Origin of the sequence: Acidovorax sp. 1608163, from assembly GCF_003669015.1 — a bacterium.
GTDB lineage: Bacteria > Pseudomonadota > Gammaproteobacteria > Burkholderiales > Burkholderiaceae_C > Acidovorax.
This window is the reverse complement of sequence record NZ_CP033069.1, coordinates 2,281,516-2,295,934: the sequence shown is the minus strand read 5'-3', so window position 1 is coordinate 2,295,934 and position 14,419 is coordinate 2,281,516. Positions and strand designations below refer to the sequence as shown.

The window sequence follows — 14,419 nt, the reverse complement described above, 5'->3', positions numbered from 1 at the left end:
TTCGGATCGCGGTTGTATGGCTCTGCACGCCTGGATTGATCGCTTGGGCTGGCAGCCACAGCGGATCTTTGTTGACAGTGGAGCTCAGGCCTGTCGCAAACATCAAGTCCCCATACGTGCGTCTTGGCGATGTCGCGTTTTTGGACAGCCCTGACCTCCCTTTGCTTCGCAAGGCAATTCAATTGCCGTTGGGGCGCTCGCCTCGCATCGGAGAAGTCGTCTCGCTCGATGCAGACAGGGTAGGGTCATGGCTTCATTCTCGTCTCGGACTGCCGACTGGCAGTGTGAGATGGGCGGGGCCGTCATCAACACAAATCAGCACCACAGGCAGTGAGGTTTCGGGAGACGAAGTCATCGCGATGGCTCAAGCAGCGCTTCAAAGCCATCTGGCTCGTGACGTGGCCAACAAACAATTGACATCTGCTCGCATCGAGTTGCAACCGATTTCGATGCCAACCAACGTATCTGTCGCAGGGCAAGACGTTCGTTTGCAAGTTCGCCCTCTGGGGAATTCGACATTTGCGAAACGCATGGTGGTCTGGGTAGACGTTTTCTCGGGCGACCTTCATCTTAAGGCTGTGCCCGTGCGGTTCGAGGTGAGTGTGTTTGCGATGGCTCCTGTAGCCACGACCTCCGCCGCCACTGGCAGTCTGTTGAGCCAAGATGCGTTGGTCTGGCAAGAAGCAGAAATCACGCTCCACCCGAGCCTGGCTACCAAGGAAGGACTGGCCTTATCGGAGCTCACCGTGAGAAAGGCGCTTGAGCCTGGCGAAGTCGTTACGCGGCAACATCTGAAGGCCACGCCTGCCGTATCACGCGGTGCATCTGCCACTCTACTTTCGGGCAGCGGAGCGGTCTCGCTGGAGAGTCGTGTGGAGGTATTGCAAGACGGTCATGTTGGCCAGTTGGTGCGGGTCAAGCCTCTGAATGCCGTGGGATCCTTGGTAGCCAGGGTGATTGCCCCTGGGCAGCTGGCGTTTGAGCAATGAATCGGAGTATTGGTGTGACACGTACCTATTTTTGGCGGGGCTTGAATGGCTTGAGCGCCCTGATTTTTATCTTCTGTGCGTTTCCGTCATTTGCCGAGAGTCTGTATCAAGAGCAAACGTTCAGGCCACTGGTCGGCGACAACAGGGCGTTTCGAATAGGCGATGTGCTGACAGTACAAGTTTTTGAGAACTCGAGCGCGACCACCAGTGCCGAAACGGGGACGCGCAGAAACAATGGCTTGTCCGCAAACCTTTCTCATCAGCGCGGTGTTGTTGCCAAAACAGATCTGGGCGTTGGCGGTGACTTTGATGGAGGGGGAAAAACGCAACGTACCAACCGGGTGCTAGCCACGCTGACTGTGTCAGTGAAGGAGATTTTGCCCAATGGGGACCTTCGAATAGGTGGTGAGCAGGTTCTGACGGTGAATGAGGAGCCTCAGAAGGTCGGTCTTGAGGGCCGAGTGAGGCCCCTGGATATTTCTGACGCCAACGTTGTGCTGTCCACCCGACTTGCTGATGCAAAGATCACTTTTCTGGGCGAGGGTGATTTGGCTGAGAGAAATCGAAGGCCTTGGTGGAGAAGTTTCCTGGATGCGGTGGGTTTGTGAATATGGCAGTTTTTCGAATTGTTTTTGCCGTAGTTACGAGTACGGCTCTTGCGGCAGCCATGTTCCTGCCAGCCAGTGCGGCGGCCGAAGTGGTCCGAATCAAGGACTTGGGCAAACTACAGGGATGGCGTGAGAACGCGTTGATTGGTACAGGCATCGTGACGGGCCTCGCGGGGACGGGAGACTCCTCTTCGAATCGGACAGCCCGCCAGGCGCTGTCAAACGCGATGTCCCAGTTCAACCTCAATGTCAGCCCTGACCAAATACAAAGTCGCAACGTGGCGGTCGTGATGGTCAACGCCTCGTTGTCCCCATTCTCACGCGAAGGTGACACGTTGGACGTTACGGTGACCTCCGTTGGGGATGCCCGTAGCTTGGTTGGCGGAAGCTTGATGCTTACTCCCATGAAGGCAGCCAATGGCAGGGTCTATGCGCTTGCTCAGGGGCCTCTCTCGGTCGGTGGATACCGTTATGACGCCAATGGCAATGTGGTGCAAAAGAACCACCCTACCGTTGGTTCTGTACCGAACGGAGCAACAGTCGAGTTGGGCGTATCTGCTCAAATGGCAACGTCCCGATCTCAGCTCACATTTGTGTTGAGCGAGCCAGACTACACCACGGCCAGCCGAATCGCGGACGCGATCAATCAGAAGATGGGGCAGGGCAGGGCCTACGCGCGTGATGCCTCCGGAATAGAGTTGACCATTCCGGAGAGCCAGCAGCAGCAACTCGTGGCTTTCGTGGCCCAGCTGGAGTCTGTGACGGTCGAGCCTGATCGAAGAGCCAAGGTCATACTCAACGAGCGCACTGGCACCGTAGTCTCTGGGGGTGATGTGCGGATCTCCAAAGTCGCAATCTCCCATGGCGATATCAAACTGTCGATTCGAAATGAAACCACGGCGTCTCAGCCTTCATTCATAGGCCAGGCAGGCGACGGCGTTAGAACAGCGTTAGTAACAAACACCCAAGTCAGCGTGGATGAGCAAAGTGGTGCAGGATTTGTCGCTGGTAGCACGACGGTGTCTGACTTGGTGCAATCGCTGAATCGTCTGAAGACACCCACGCGCGACATCATCTCCATACTTCGTGCCGTCAAAGCAGCCGGAGCATTGCATGCCGAACTCATCATCCAATAAGCGATAACGAAAGACCGAAACCGTGACTGCCGCCATTGAATCGATAACGCAAGCCAGCTTGTCTCTGGCTCTGGATGCCGCGACGCTCAGACATCAAGCCATTGCCCACAACATCGCCAATGCAGGTGCAGAGGGATTTGTGCCGATGCGGGTCAAATTTTCTGCGCACATGGATGAGGCGCGAAGGCAGCTGAGTGAGGGAAGCCGCCTTGATCAAACGAGCGTTATGTCCTGGGCACAGGAAGGCGCTGTGATTGAACCTGCTGTTTCGGGAGCCACAGGATTGCCGCAGGCAGTGCAACTGGACTCAGAAGTGGCTCAAATGGCCCAGAACGCCGTTCACTACCAAGCCTTACTCAAGGGACTCTCAAAGCACATGGGGATTCTTGCGTCCGCCGTTTCCGAAGGGAAGCGCTGATTGCGCTCTGTGACCAACTTATGAACTACACACAAGCCTTTGCCATTAGCTCTGCGGGAATGACCGTAGAGCGTACAAGAGTGGAAGTCGCTGCACTCAACCTTGCCAACGCAAATACGGTGGGCACCGTAGACGGCACTTTGTATCGCCCCATGCGGGTGATCGCCCAATCGGCTTTTGGTGCAGCCATTGATCAAGGACTTGCAACCCCTACGGTCACGATTGAGTCCTCACAGCAGCCACCGCGGATGGTTTACGAACCAGGTCACCCTCTGGCCAATGCGCGCGGTTTTGTGGCCTACGCTGCGGTGGACTCCGCTGCGGAGATGATGACGCTGATGAGTGCCATGCGCTCCTATGAAGCCAACTTGGCGGCCATGAACACTTCCCGCAGCCTGGCTTTAAAAACACTTGAAATCGGGGGCGGACAATGAGCGCGGAGATGAGTGCCGCTCTGGCCGCTATCAGCTCACCCTCGGCGATCGAGCCGTCGATGGGATTGCCCAGTTTGAGCAGTGCTCAGGTCGGTGATCTCAAAGCGCAGGGTCCCGGGTTTTCCGATTTGGTGACGCAGGGCCTGCAGCAGGTAAACCAGCAGCTGCTGGCGAGCCAAACGGATTTGCAACAGTTGGCAGTAGGGAACGTGCAGAACCTTCACCAAATCATGATTCGACTGGAAGAAAGCAAGCTTTCCTTTCAACTGATGATGCAGGTCCGCAGCAGATTGCTCGAGGCATATCAGGACGTTATGAAAATGCAGTTGTAGGCGCATAGATAGCCGTCCTTTGGTACCAGAACTGAGAGAAAAATAATGATTGAATTTTGGGAGAGGCTGGGTCAGTCAGCACGTGCTGGACTGATCGCAGGCCTGATCGGCATTGTGTTAATGACTGCTGCAGGTGGATGGTGGCTGATGCGAGGGGACTACCAGGTTCTCTTTGCGGATCTGAAACAGCAGGATCTGTCAGCCATGGTCGGTGAGCTGGAGAAGCTCAAAGTCCCTTACCGCGTGGATGAATCCAGTGCGTCCATTCTTGTGGACAAATCGCAGGTGCATGCGACGCGTATCAAGCTGATGGGCAAAGAGCTCCCCTTGCAAGGGGCGGTCGGTTTTGAGTTGTTTAACAACACAGATTTTGGGATGACGGAGTTCGCCCAAAAGATCAATTACCAACGCGCTCTGCAAGGCGAACTGACCAGAACAATTCTCTCTTTGTCGGAGATTCGCGAGGCCCGTGTCCACCTTGCATTGCCGGAGCAAGGGCTGTTCAAGCAAGCCACGAGCCGTCCAAAAGCCGCCATCACGCTCAGCTTGCGCGAGGGGCAGGCCTTGCGGCCTGAACAGGTGATTGGTATCCAACGTTTGGTCGCCGCTGCGACCCCTGGGATGACGGCCACCGACGTTACCGTGGTGGACCGCCAGGGCGTCACCTTGAGTCGGATGCACGAGGAGAGCAGTGACCCCTCCGTGGCCTCTGCTGGAGCAGGTCGCCTTGAGCTGAAAAAAGAGACAGAGGCGCAATTGGCACGCAAAGCCAGTGCGGTGCTGGACAAAGCGTTTGGCCCTGGCCAAGCCTTGGCAAGCGTGGACGTCGTGCTCAGCATGGACCAGGTGCGCGTGACCACTGAAGACGTCATCCCGGCGCCCTCCAGATCATCGGAGAGTCGTGGGGTGATCGTGAAAGAGCGGGAGTCGGTACGAGACTCTGGTGTCCCACCTCTGGATGCCGCGCGTTCATCGGCCGGATCCAGTTCTGGTAGCACCCAGCGGGAAGTGGACTATCAAGTGGGGCGCCGGGTGGAACAGGTAACGAGCCAAGCGGGTTCTGTTCGCCGCATTCAGTTGGTTGCTGTTGTCCGTCAACCTTTGGACGCCTCACAAGAGGACAAGGTAAAGCGGTTACTTGCCGCTGCTGTGGGCGTCATTCCCGAACGCGGGGACACGGTCGTCGTGCAATCGTTGACCGCTTTGCATTCGTTGCCTTCAGGAACAACGTCTGGCTCACCACAGCTCGATGCGCAGGACACAGCTGATGCCATGGGCGCGTCGACTGCGCTAGCTGAAGTGACGCACCCTGCCTCGCGTGGCGGTTTCGATGCTGTATGGGGTATCAAAATCCTCTTGGCGGCCGTATTGGGAACTCTGGCACTTGTCTGGCTATTGCGCGGCAAGGGCCGCTCTAAATCCGTCGCATCCCTGAATCCCGCTGATCGGCAAGAAGCGTTGCGCCGAGTCCAGGAGTGGATGAAGAACGCTGACCGCGCGGCAGCAACCACGGAGTCTTCTGCCAACCACAATGGGGCACGCGCGCTATGAATTTCGCGCAACTCGTTGACAGTGGCACAGACGGCGCGCGACAAGCGGCGCTGCTGCTGCACACATTGGCGCCCGACGACAAAGACTGGCTGCTGATGCAGTTGCCAGAAGAGCAAAGTACGCAGTTGAGAGGACTCGTCGCAGAACTGGATGCATTGGGCTTGCTGGAGGGCGCTGATCTCAACACGCAATCTCTGCTGGGTGCGCCCTCAACGCTGCGCGCATTCAAAACGGCTTCCTCTGTTGAGAACGCAGTTGTCAGCCACGCATCCCCCGATGCTGATGACACCGAGTTTTTGTCCGCGTTGAACACACATGGCGTTCAGTGCTTGGCCAAACTGTGGAGCGCAGAACCGGCAAAGCTGGTCGCTTTGGCGCTGTCTGCGCACCTGTGGCCGTGGCGTTCCAACCTGTTGGAGTGTCTGCCAACGGCGCAAAGACGTCGGGTTGAGGATGCGGTGCATGGTTTGGGCGTTTCTCGTCCTGGCGCGCTGGTTCGCGCCATGTTGAGCGCTTCGCGTGAGCGATTGGCCGACGCCACTGTGCTGGGACTATCAGACACAGGCGAGCGTAAATCGGAGCATTTCTACGGGGTCTACTCCCAAGCGAATGCGCTGCCTGTCGCGTCGGACAAAAGTCCAGTGCATCGTTTGTGGCTGACCCTGAAAAAGGTCTTTGACCGCAACCCGGTGGTTCAGCGCAAGGACTCGGCATGAAAAAATCTGCCCTTATCTTGCGTGATGCTGCAGTGCAGGCTGAAAGCCGAGGTCTTCGCAGGCCCGCCAAGACGGCTCACTCGACCCCGCACACTTCACGACCCAGACCCTTGGATGGGCAAACGACTCCCGCTGCGAATGCGCTGGTGTCAGGAGCAGTGGCCGCCGGCGGATCTGATGCTGTCGCAACCCTGGATAGCAGCTCCTTGACAGCCAGTACGCAATCGGCGCTTGCCGAGCAGCGTTACGAGGAGGGACGCCTTGCGGGTTATCAAGAGGCTCTTCGCTCTGCGCAAGACAAGGCACAGCGCGAGATTGAACTCAAGGCAGCACAGATGGCTAAGCTGATGCTTGAAGAGCGTGTTCGTGAGGCCATCGCGCAAGCTGAGCAGACGGCGATGGAGTCTCATCGACGCCTGCAAGCGCAGTTAGAGCAGCAACGTGAAGCCTATGCGAAGCTGATTCGCTCAGTCCAAACTCAGCTGCACGCGCGAATGGCGGACTGCGAAGATGACATCGTCGCCATCGCCTTCGAGTTGATGTGCAAGGTGTTGGGTGATCAGGCAGTGACGCGTGAGGGACTCGCAGCCCTTGTTGGTAAAGTTCTGCAGGGCTGGCAGGGTCGAAGTGCGCTGCGCATTCACCTCCATCCAGATGACTTGGCAATGGTGCAGTCTGACGAGCAGTGGCTGACGCACGTCTGTGCAAATGCGCAAAACCTAGGGGGGTAACGCCTCAGCTGGTGGGAGACCCAGCCATCGGTGCTGGAGGATGCGTTTTGCAGTCTTCGGAAGGGGCACTGGATGGACGCCTGGAGGTTCAGCTGCAGGCATTGAAACAAGCCATTGTTCGCACACGCGCTGCTCGCCATACGCAGGGCACTGCGGCAGGATTGAGACGAGACCAAGACCATGCGCCACACTGAAGTAGTGCAGGCATATGGCCGTGCCTTGGCAGGTGTAGAACTCACACGGCGTTTGGGCTGGGTGCTGCAAGTTCAAGGCATGGCCATTGAGTCACGTGGACCAGATGCGGCCGTCGGAGAGCTGTGCCGGGTATTGCCCAAAGCAGCAGGCAAGAGCGGCACGGTCAGCTCAGAGGTCGCGGACGACAGCGGTGTGCTCGCCGAGGTGGTCGGGCTTCGCGGCGAAGCCATCACCCTCATGACGTATGGAAGCATGCAGGGAATTTCTGCAGGTGCGCAAGTCGTTGCCCAGGGGCGTCAGTCCACGCTGGGTGTTGGGCCTGCCTTGCTGGGTCGGGTCATCGATGGGTTCGGTCACGCGATGGACCAGCGGCCTGACCCTGTCACCGTGCTGAAACGTCCCCTCCACGCGCCACCGTTGAACCCCATGCAACGGCCTCGAATACAGAAAGTACTGCAAACCGGTGTGCGCAGTCTGGACGGCCTGTTGACGCTTGGGCTTGGGCAGAGGGTCGGGATATTTGCGGGGAGTGGTGTGGGCAAGAGCACCTTGCTTGCCATGATTGCACGGCATGTCAAAGTGGATGTCAACGTCATTGCCTTGATTGGTGAGCGTGGACGTGAGGTCAAAGAGTTCATCGAGAAGCAACTGGGAGAAGAGGGACTCAAGCGCTCTGTCGTGGTGGTGGCCACCTCCGACCAACCTGCTTTGGCCCGGATCCGCGCTGCCCATGCTGCGGTGACGATCGCAGAGTACTTCCGCGATCAGGGCAAGCAAGTCCTGCTGACCATGGACTCCATCACACGCCTGGCCATGGCTCGGCGTGAAGTCGGTTTGGCGGCGGGTGAGCCGCCTACTGCACGGGGCTACACACCTTCCGTTTTTGCAGAGCTGCCGCAGTTGTGTGAGCGCTGCGGCACAGCGCCCTCTGGTGGATCCATCACTGCTTTGCTCACCGTATTGGTGGAAGGCGATGACATGAACGAGCCCGTGGCGGACAGTCTGCGCTCCATTTTGGACGGTCACCTGGTACTGTCCAGGCATCTGGCGCACGAGGGGCAGTATCCAGCCCTAGATGTGCTGCGCAGCGCAAGTCGTTTACTGCCAGATCTGACAACCAAAGACGAGCGGGAGCTCATCACCGACGCAGTCAAATGCCTGGCGCTCCTGGACCGCAATCGCCAGTTGGTAGACATTGGTGCGTACGAAAAAGGAACCAACCCGGATTTGGACAGAGCGCTTCGAGTCGCACCAGCACTGCAGCAGTGGCTGCGCCAGGCAGACGGAGGCGTGGAGCGGGACAGTGCCATGAAAGATCTGCGTGCGGTGCTGTGGCCAGACCGACCAAGCCTTGCGCCGGCTGCGATGCATGTGCCTGCAGTGCCTGCGGCTAGCCCCGCCTCGCCCCCCAAGAAGGTAAGTTTCTCTCTGGCAGGGCAGGGAACTGCGACAGTAAAGGGGCGCATGTGATGCCGCGCCAAACCGTCAACTCTCAGGCTGATATGCGTGGATTTAACTACGCGCTCGCGCCCTATTTGCGCAAGCAAGAGTGGCTGTATGAACGCCTGCAGAACCAGTTGGCACAGCGCAATCGTGAGCTGGTAACTGCAAGAGAGATGCTTGAAGCACTGCAGGAACAACTTGAATTCCAGGCCAAGAGCTTGCAGGACTTGATGCATACAAGGCCCAGCCCCGAAGTGCACAAGCAAGGCATGGCCTACATCGCGCACCTACGCAAGCAAATAAGCGAAAAGGACACGGAGATCCAAGTGTTACTCCAAGAGAGAAATCAGGCGCAGGCGCAGTGCGTAACGCAGCAGCTCAAGCTGGATGGCCTTCACGACCATCGTGAGCAAGAGCAAGCCAGCTATGCCGCCCAGGCGATGCGCCTTGCAGCGGCGGAGGCAGATCGTGACTGGATGGGTCGCGCCTACCACAGGACACCCGACCAGCCAGTGAACCCTGCCGAGAAGGCGGCCGCATGAGCACCATCGGTAATTTCACTCCAGATCTCTCTGTGGCGACGGCCTTCAAGCGCAGCATGGAAATGCCTCAGCGCTTGAGTTCGCCCAAAGAGAGCACATCAGCCACCTCCGAAGATCAGAAGTCTCGCGGTCAAGCGTGGCTTCGTGAGATGGAGCGGGCACAAGTGACGGGCTGGTTCCTTCCCTTCGAGCCGGGCTCTGCCAAACAGGAATCCGTGCCACCGCGGTCCAGGGCTCAGGCTGCGCCACGTCCCTTTGTGCAGAGCAAGCCCACCTTTGCTCCAGAAAAAAAGGAGCTATCGGCCCATGTTGAACAACCGAACCAGAGTGCTGGTCCGGAGACCGCCAAATTGACCAGACAGATGGGTCAAAATGGCTCTGGGCTGTCTATCACTGCCGATCGAGCTTTGAAACCAGAGGAGGGCTCAGCATCAGATGCCACGGCTTCTGGTGGTACAGCGCATTCTGTGGAGTTTGCGCAAGTTTCGCAGGGGCCAACGCAAGCGACTCAAACAGCTCCGCACCCAGACGCTGGATGGCAGGGAGTGGGCCAGGCTGGTGCATATCAAGCGACACCTCTACCGATCACCGTCATAGGGCGGCCTGAGGCTCAAGTGGCTGCAGCCCAAGAGCGCGGTGTCGAGTCTGCTCGCTCCGCCTTTGCGCTTGGTTCTGCATCCCAGCCCTCCATGCCGCCAGGACTGCAGACCGTTCGCACCACTCAGGCGGGTACGCCGCCCGCGTTGACTCAGGCTTTCGGTGAAGTGCCTGCCGACAGTGCGTTGGATGAACTACAGCCAGAGGCTCAAGCGAAACGACCTGGTGCATCTGCGCCTCTGCAGTCAGAGCGCAGCCCAGCCACCCGGTTGCACAGCCAATGGACGGTGGAAGGCTTGAGTCTATGGATCGGAGCCGATGGCACCGCGCAGCAAGTGCAGTTACAGGCCTCCACCATCGTGGGGGCGTTGCATCGCTCGCTCAAAGACCAGGGTCTCAAACTCAGCCGAGTGGTGTGTAACGGAAGTGTCGTCTTCGACGCTCAAGCGTCTGCCGATGGCGCGGGCCCCTTTACCAACTTTAATGACATCGTGGCGCGCAGCATGGCGCCAGCGGCATTCAGCGACTTCATTCAGACACAGTCTCCCAAGGAAACGTTATGAGCATTGACAGCATTGGTGCAGCCTCCACCAGCCTGCGGGCAAATGGCATGAATCAAGAGGACTTTCTGAAGATCCTTTTGACGCAATTGACCTACCAGGATCCGATGAAACCCATGGACAACCAGGAGTTCATGGCCCAGATGGCGCAATTCACAAGCTTGGAGCAAACACAGCAACTCAATGACAAGATTTCTACCTTGATCAGCAACCAAGCGGCATTGCAGTCGGTCGGCCTTATTGGCCGCACAGTAGACATCACCTCCAATGGTGGTGTGCTGACCGGCACGGTGGTGTCCTTGTCCCTTTCTGGAGACTCGCCTCTTATCACTCTGCGCACGTCGTCTGGTGCGACGTTGCAAGACATCAGCTTGAGCCAGATTACCGCTGTGCGCTGAAAGCCATTTTTTGAATATCTGAGAACACCATGATTGAATCCATCTACGTTGGCATGACAGGCCTCTCCAGCTTCTCGAGGGGGCTGCGCGTGATTGCCAACAACACGACGAATCTGAACACACCGGGTTTCAAAGGTTCGTCGCTGCGGTTTGCCGACGCGTTTTATTCCAACGGAAGCTATTCCGGGCGGCAGTTCGGGCAATTGGGCTACGGAGTCAGCACGACTGGCACCATGATGTCCTTCAAGCCCGGCGAGCTGCGCCAAACGGGCAACGGCCTTGATCTGGCCATCGACGGACAAGGGCTGTTCACGCTCAGAGGCGAGGATGGAAAAATCACCTACACCCGCGCCGGACAGTTCCAGTTCAACAGCGACGGCATCTTGGTCAACCAAGGCACCGGCGAGAAGGTGATGGGCGTGGGCGCAGACGGCAAGCTGACCGAGATCAGTATTGCCAACCGTCGCACGAACGCCGGTAAGCCCACCACCGCGATCAAGTTCACCGGCAACCTGTCCAGCACCGGCACAGACCAGACCATCAACAATGTGCGTGTCATTGACAGTGCTGGTGGCGAACACACCCTCAGTCTCAAGTTCACCAATACCAACACGACAACTGCTGGCAGTTGGCAGGTTGACCTCATGGACGGGACAACGGTTGTCGGAACCAAGCAGCTGATTTTTCAGAACGGCAAGGCAACGGCTGCGACGGAGAAGCTCTCGTTCACCTACACCCCTGCAGGCCAGGCAGCGCAGGCACTCACCCTTGACTTCAGCACCGATGTGACCTCCTTTGCATCGGGCACGCTGTCCACCCTTGCCTTTGCCTCACAAGACGGCTTTGCGCCTGCGGGTTTGAGCTCTGCCGCATTCGATGCCACAGGCACTCTGGTTCTGACATACGCCAACGGTCAGACAGAAAAAGGTGTTCGCCTGTCGCTGGGCCGGTTTGATACCCCAGAGGCCGTCGGTGCCCTCGGAAGCAACCAGTTTGAGGTTCTGGACGGAAGTGCGTGGCACACCGGCGTTGCCGGTACAGACTTTGGCTCGGTGCGCTCCGGCTATATCGAAATCTCGAACGTAGACCTGTCGCAGGAGTTCAGCGATTTGGTCATCATGCAGCGTGGCTACCAAGCCAGCTCGCAAGTGATCTCGACCGCCAACGAGATGCTGCAAGAACTCTTCTCCATGAAGAGCCGATAAGCTGTGACAGCAGAGAACACACTGCAGCACCTGTCGGGTGCGAGCGCAGTATTGCCAGACAGAACTACAGCTTTGCTGTCGCCAGAGGCATCTTGCCAAATGGCGCAGCCATTGCGTGTGAGGATGGCCTCAGAACACGCCCACTTGCAGCGGGTTCTCAGCAACCTCTATGCAGAATGGTGGAGCGAGTGGTGCTGCACCCCACCAATGGGCAAAGACGACCAAGGTGTAGCCGTGCGCGACGACACGGCCAGCGCATCGTCAAAGCTGGATACAGCTCCTGATCTACCCCACGCATTGCTGCGACCATTGGTTCTGGGTGAATCACCCACAGCAGCAGATATGGGCGGGGTTCGACCCGGCTCTCGCCACTCCATCGCCAACGGACTGGTTGAGCAAGCTTGGGCCGCGTGGATAGAGCGCTTGTGCCACGCTACTGGCCAAGCTGGCGCTGGCAATGCCGTTGCGGGTGTTCAGACACCTTCGGCGCCCATGCCATGGTCTGGTGCTGTCGAGGTTGTTTTTTCGATGGGTGAGTCCGACTGGACTTTGCAACTCAACGCACAAGAGGTGGACTACCTGCTCGCGCAAACGGGCTACAAGGCTTCTCCAGCCAGTGCGGGGGCTTTGCGCCCCGGCGGCCTTTTGGTGTCGCTGCCACAGGCGTTGCAGAACCGAACGGTTCGCGTGACTGCAGAGCTCGCGCCTGTCACGCTGAGTCTCGGTCAACTGCAGTCGCTTTCGGTGGGCGATGTTGTTTCGCTTACCCACTCGCTCGACGCGCCTGCACAGCTCTACCTCACGCCCAGCGATGCAGTGGGGCCCGAGCCCGTGGCTCCCACCTTGCTCTGCAGCGCGTGGCTTGGGCAGGTCAATGGAAACATGGCCGTTGAGCTGCATCCCCTCCCATAAACCCGGCGGCCTTGTCCGCCATGCCATAGCCAAATTCCAATGTCTTCAGTTTCTTCCACGGGTAGCGGCCTAGGCCAAAACATTCCGCCATCAGTTGCTGGCGCAGCCAGTGCCGGGCTGGTGCACCCCATCGCCTTGTCTGAAATGCACTCCGATTCGTCGGATGCCGCGGCATCCCTGACCAGCGCCCCCGTAGTCGCTGCTGGCGTGAACCCCCTCCACCAAGTGCGAACCACATTGCAGGTGTGCGTGGGTTCCGCAACCCTCACCGTGGGTGAGCTGCTGGGTGCAAAAGAGCAGCAGGTTTTGCAACTGGATCGCACAGTGCATCAGCCCGTCGATCTGGTCTTGGAAGGCCATGTCGTTGCCCGTGGCCAGTTGGTCGCCGTGGGCGATCATTTTGCAGTGCGCATTACCGAGCTGCCCGTGTCGCTCACCGTGGGCGCTCCAGGAACACCATGAGCTTGCCTGAAACCATACCGGTACGGCGAGAGCCCGAAGCCGTCCCTTCCAGCCCCAGTTCCGAACTGGCGTGGATGGGGGCGGTCGTATTGCTCATTTTCATTGTCGCCATGGTTTGGTCCAAATTGCGCGGCGCGTCTGCAACCTCTAGCCTGGCCTCCAAAGGCGGGCATTGGTTTAGCCGCTTGCAAATGCGTACAGCGCAAGCTCCTCAGGTCCGTGGCAGCACCCGGCTAACGCCTACTCACTCACTGCATGAGGTCGAGTGGCAAGGGCGCCGCCTGCTGGTCGGGTGCAGCAGCCACTCCATTCAAGTGCTGAGTGAGATCGCTATCGGCGCTGAGGCCAGCGCTGAGGCGGGGCAGGGGACTGATGCCGGTCATGCCGGGAAGGACGGCATCCGATGAAGCGTCTCCAAACCATACGACAAGGCTTCAACAGCTCTGCCGCCAAGCGCGGAGCCATGTGGCTTAGCCTGGCCGGGCTGCTCTGCCTCACCGGCACGGTCCAAGCGCAGGGTGCCGGTCCGTTGGCGTCTGCAGTCGGTACTGAGACCTCGCAGGCCTTGCGCATTGTGCTGGGTCTGACCGTGCTGGCCATCCTGCCCGCCTTGCTGGTATGCGTCACGGCGTTCCTGCGCATCATCATCGTGCTGTCCATGCTGCGCCATGCCATCGGAATGAATGAGACACCGCCCAACACCGTCCTGATCGGGTTGGCGCTTTTTTGACGCTGTTCACCATGTCACCCGTCATCGACCGGGTGAATCGCGAGGCATTTCAGCCCTTCATGAGCGGCAAGATCGGAATGGAAGCTGGCTACACCAAAGGCATCGCCCCCCTCAGAGAGTTCATGGTGCGCCAAACCCGAGAGCAAGACCTGGCGCTGATGGTCGAACTCTCCAAAGCCAAGCAACCCGAGTCAATGGACGACATCAGCAACGTGCAGCTCATTCCGGCCTTCATGCTGTCTGAGCTACGTGCCGCTTTTCAGATCGGCTTCGTCGTCTTCCTGCCGTTCCTGCTGATCGACCTGATCGTCTCCAGTGTGCTCATGACCCTGGGGATGATGATGATGCCGCCCACCACCATTGCACTGCCCATCAAGATTCTCATGTTCATCTTGATCGACGGGTGGAGCCTGCTGCTCAAAGCACTGGTGGGCAGCTTCCACTGAAGGCTATAGCCCGC

Annotated in this window: 19 protein-coding genes and 1 pseudogene; 19 read left to right on the top strand and 1 reads right to left on the bottom strand. The window is 58.5% G+C overall.

Annotation, left to right across the window (positions count from 1 at the left end):
- The first annotated feature begins 116 nt into the window (after nucleotides 1-116).
- From flgA to EAG14_RS10220, 17 genes are all read left to right on the top strand, one after another.
- Complete coding sequence (flgA, locus tag EAG14_RS10300) at nucleotides 117-989, top strand: flagellar basal body P-ring formation chaperone FlgA (RefSeq protein ID WP_162995957.1); 873 nt, start codon at nucleotides 117-119, stop codon at nucleotides 987-989.
- Between the two features lie 14 nt (nucleotides 990-1,003).
- Nucleotides 1,004-1,597 (top strand): flagellar basal body L-ring protein FlgH, encoded by a 594-nt coding sequence (locus tag EAG14_RS10295; protein ID WP_240456997.1) that lies wholly within the window; start codon nucleotides 1,004-1,006, stop codon nucleotides 1,595-1,597.
- Nucleotides 1,564-2,733 carry a flagellar basal body P-ring protein FlgI gene (locus tag EAG14_RS10290; RefSeq protein WP_240456996.1) on the top strand — a complete coding sequence of 390 codons (1,170 nt, stop codon included), beginning with the start codon at nucleotides 1,564-1,566 and terminating at the stop codon, nucleotides 2,731-2,733. Before EAG14_RS10295 ends, EAG14_RS10290 begins: the two co-directional genes overlap by 34 nt.
- 22 nt (nucleotides 2,734-2,755) lie before the next feature.
- Entirely contained in the window at nucleotides 2,756-3,151 is a 396-nt protein-coding gene (locus EAG14_RS10285; RefSeq protein WP_121728782.1) for a flagellar basal body protein, read from the top strand.
- A 20-nt stretch (nucleotides 3,152-3,171) separates the two neighbouring features.
- Entirely contained in the window at nucleotides 3,172-3,585 is a 414-nt protein-coding gene (flgC, locus tag EAG14_RS10280) for a flagellar basal body rod protein FlgC (RefSeq protein ID WP_121728781.1), read from the top strand.
- A gap of 8 nt (nucleotides 3,586-3,593) precedes the next feature.
- Nucleotides 3,594-3,917 carry a flagellar hook-basal body complex protein FliE gene (gene fliE / locus EAG14_RS10275; RefSeq protein WP_205603509.1) on the top strand — a complete coding sequence of 108 codons (324 nt, stop codon included), beginning with the start codon at nucleotides 3,594-3,596 and terminating at the stop codon, nucleotides 3,915-3,917.
- Nucleotides 3,918-3,962: 45 nt separating this feature from the next.
- Nucleotides 3,963-5,468, top strand: coding sequence for a flagellar basal-body MS-ring/collar protein FliF (gene fliF, locus EAG14_RS10270; RefSeq protein ID WP_240456995.1), 1,506 nt, complete (start codon nucleotides 3,963-3,965; stop codon nucleotides 5,466-5,468).
- On the top strand, nucleotides 5,465-6,184 hold the full coding sequence (locus EAG14_RS10265) for a hypothetical protein (protein WP_121728779.1): 720 nt from the start codon (nucleotides 5,465-5,467) through the stop codon (nucleotides 6,182-6,184). Before fliF ends, EAG14_RS10265 begins: the two co-directional genes overlap by 4 nt.
- Complete coding sequence (locus EAG14_RS10260) at nucleotides 6,181-6,915, top strand: FliH/SctL family protein (protein WP_121728778.1); 735 nt, start codon at nucleotides 6,181-6,183, stop codon at nucleotides 6,913-6,915. The genes EAG14_RS10265 and EAG14_RS10260 overlap by 4 nt, the downstream gene beginning before the upstream one ends.
- Nucleotides 6,870-7,109: a FliH/SctL family protein gene (locus EAG14_RS23760; protein ID WP_121728777.1), complete on the top strand. Its 240-nt coding sequence runs from the start codon at nucleotides 6,870-6,872 to the stop codon at nucleotides 7,107-7,109. Before EAG14_RS10260 ends, EAG14_RS23760 begins: the two co-directional genes overlap by 46 nt.
- Nucleotides 7,096-8,580, top strand: a complete 1,485-nt coding sequence (locus EAG14_RS10250) for a FliI/YscN family ATPase (protein WP_121728776.1) — start codon at nucleotides 7,096-7,098, stop codon at nucleotides 8,578-8,580. The genes EAG14_RS23760 and EAG14_RS10250 overlap by 14 nt, the downstream gene beginning before the upstream one ends.
- Nucleotides 8,580-9,095, top strand: a complete 516-nt coding sequence (locus EAG14_RS10245; protein ID WP_121728775.1) for a hypothetical protein — start codon at nucleotides 8,580-8,582, stop codon at nucleotides 9,093-9,095. Before EAG14_RS10250 ends, EAG14_RS10245 begins: the two co-directional genes overlap by 1 nt.
- Nucleotides 9,092-10,255: a hypothetical protein gene (locus tag EAG14_RS22760; protein WP_162995955.1), complete on the top strand. Its 1,164-nt coding sequence runs from the start codon at nucleotides 9,092-9,094 to the stop codon at nucleotides 10,253-10,255. Before EAG14_RS10245 ends, EAG14_RS22760 begins: the two co-directional genes overlap by 4 nt.
- Complete coding sequence (locus EAG14_RS10235; protein ID WP_121728773.1) at nucleotides 10,252-10,650, top strand: flagellar hook assembly protein FlgD; 399 nt, start codon at nucleotides 10,252-10,254, stop codon at nucleotides 10,648-10,650. Before EAG14_RS22760 ends, EAG14_RS10235 begins: the two co-directional genes overlap by 4 nt.
- Before the next feature lie 29 nt (nucleotides 10,651-10,679).
- Entirely contained in the window at nucleotides 10,680-11,855 is a 1,176-nt protein-coding gene (locus tag EAG14_RS10230; protein WP_121728772.1) for a flagellar hook protein FlgE, read from the top strand.
- A gap of 492 nt (nucleotides 11,856-12,347) precedes the next feature.
- Nucleotides 12,348-12,767 carry a FliM/FliN family flagellar motor switch protein gene (locus EAG14_RS22755; RefSeq protein WP_162995954.1) on the top strand — a complete coding sequence of 140 codons (420 nt, stop codon included), beginning with the start codon at nucleotides 12,348-12,350 and terminating at the stop codon, nucleotides 12,765-12,767.
- A 144-nt stretch (nucleotides 12,768-12,911) separates the two neighbouring features.
- A complete protein-coding gene (locus EAG14_RS10220; protein WP_240456993.1) occupies nucleotides 12,912-13,229 on the top strand; it encodes a FliM/FliN family flagellar motor switch protein in 318 nt (105 codons plus the stop codon).
- Here the strand turns inward: EAG14_RS10220 and EAG14_RS23310 are convergent.
- A complete protein-coding gene (locus tag EAG14_RS23310; RefSeq protein ID WP_240456992.1) occupies nucleotides 13,201-13,341 on the bottom strand; it encodes a hypothetical protein in 141 nt (46 codons plus the stop codon). The genes EAG14_RS10220 and EAG14_RS23310 overlap by 29 nt on opposite strands.
- On the opposite strand from EAG14_RS23310, the gene EAG14_RS23755 reads away from it, so the two are divergent.
- The gene (locus EAG14_RS23755) at nucleotides 13,304-13,636 is read left to right on the top strand and encodes a flagellar biosynthetic protein FliO (protein WP_371414418.1); all 333 of its coding nucleotides are present in this window, start codon (nucleotides 13,304-13,306) and stop codon (nucleotides 13,634-13,636) included. The genes EAG14_RS23310 and EAG14_RS23755 overlap by 38 nt on opposite strands.
- A pseudogene (gene fliP, locus EAG14_RS23750) lies at nucleotides 13,633-14,405 on the top strand (flagellar type III secretion system pore protein FliP). The gene EAG14_RS23755 and the pseudogene fliP overlap by 4 nt, the downstream one beginning before the upstream one ends.
- Nucleotides 14,406-14,419: the final 14 nt, after the last annotated feature.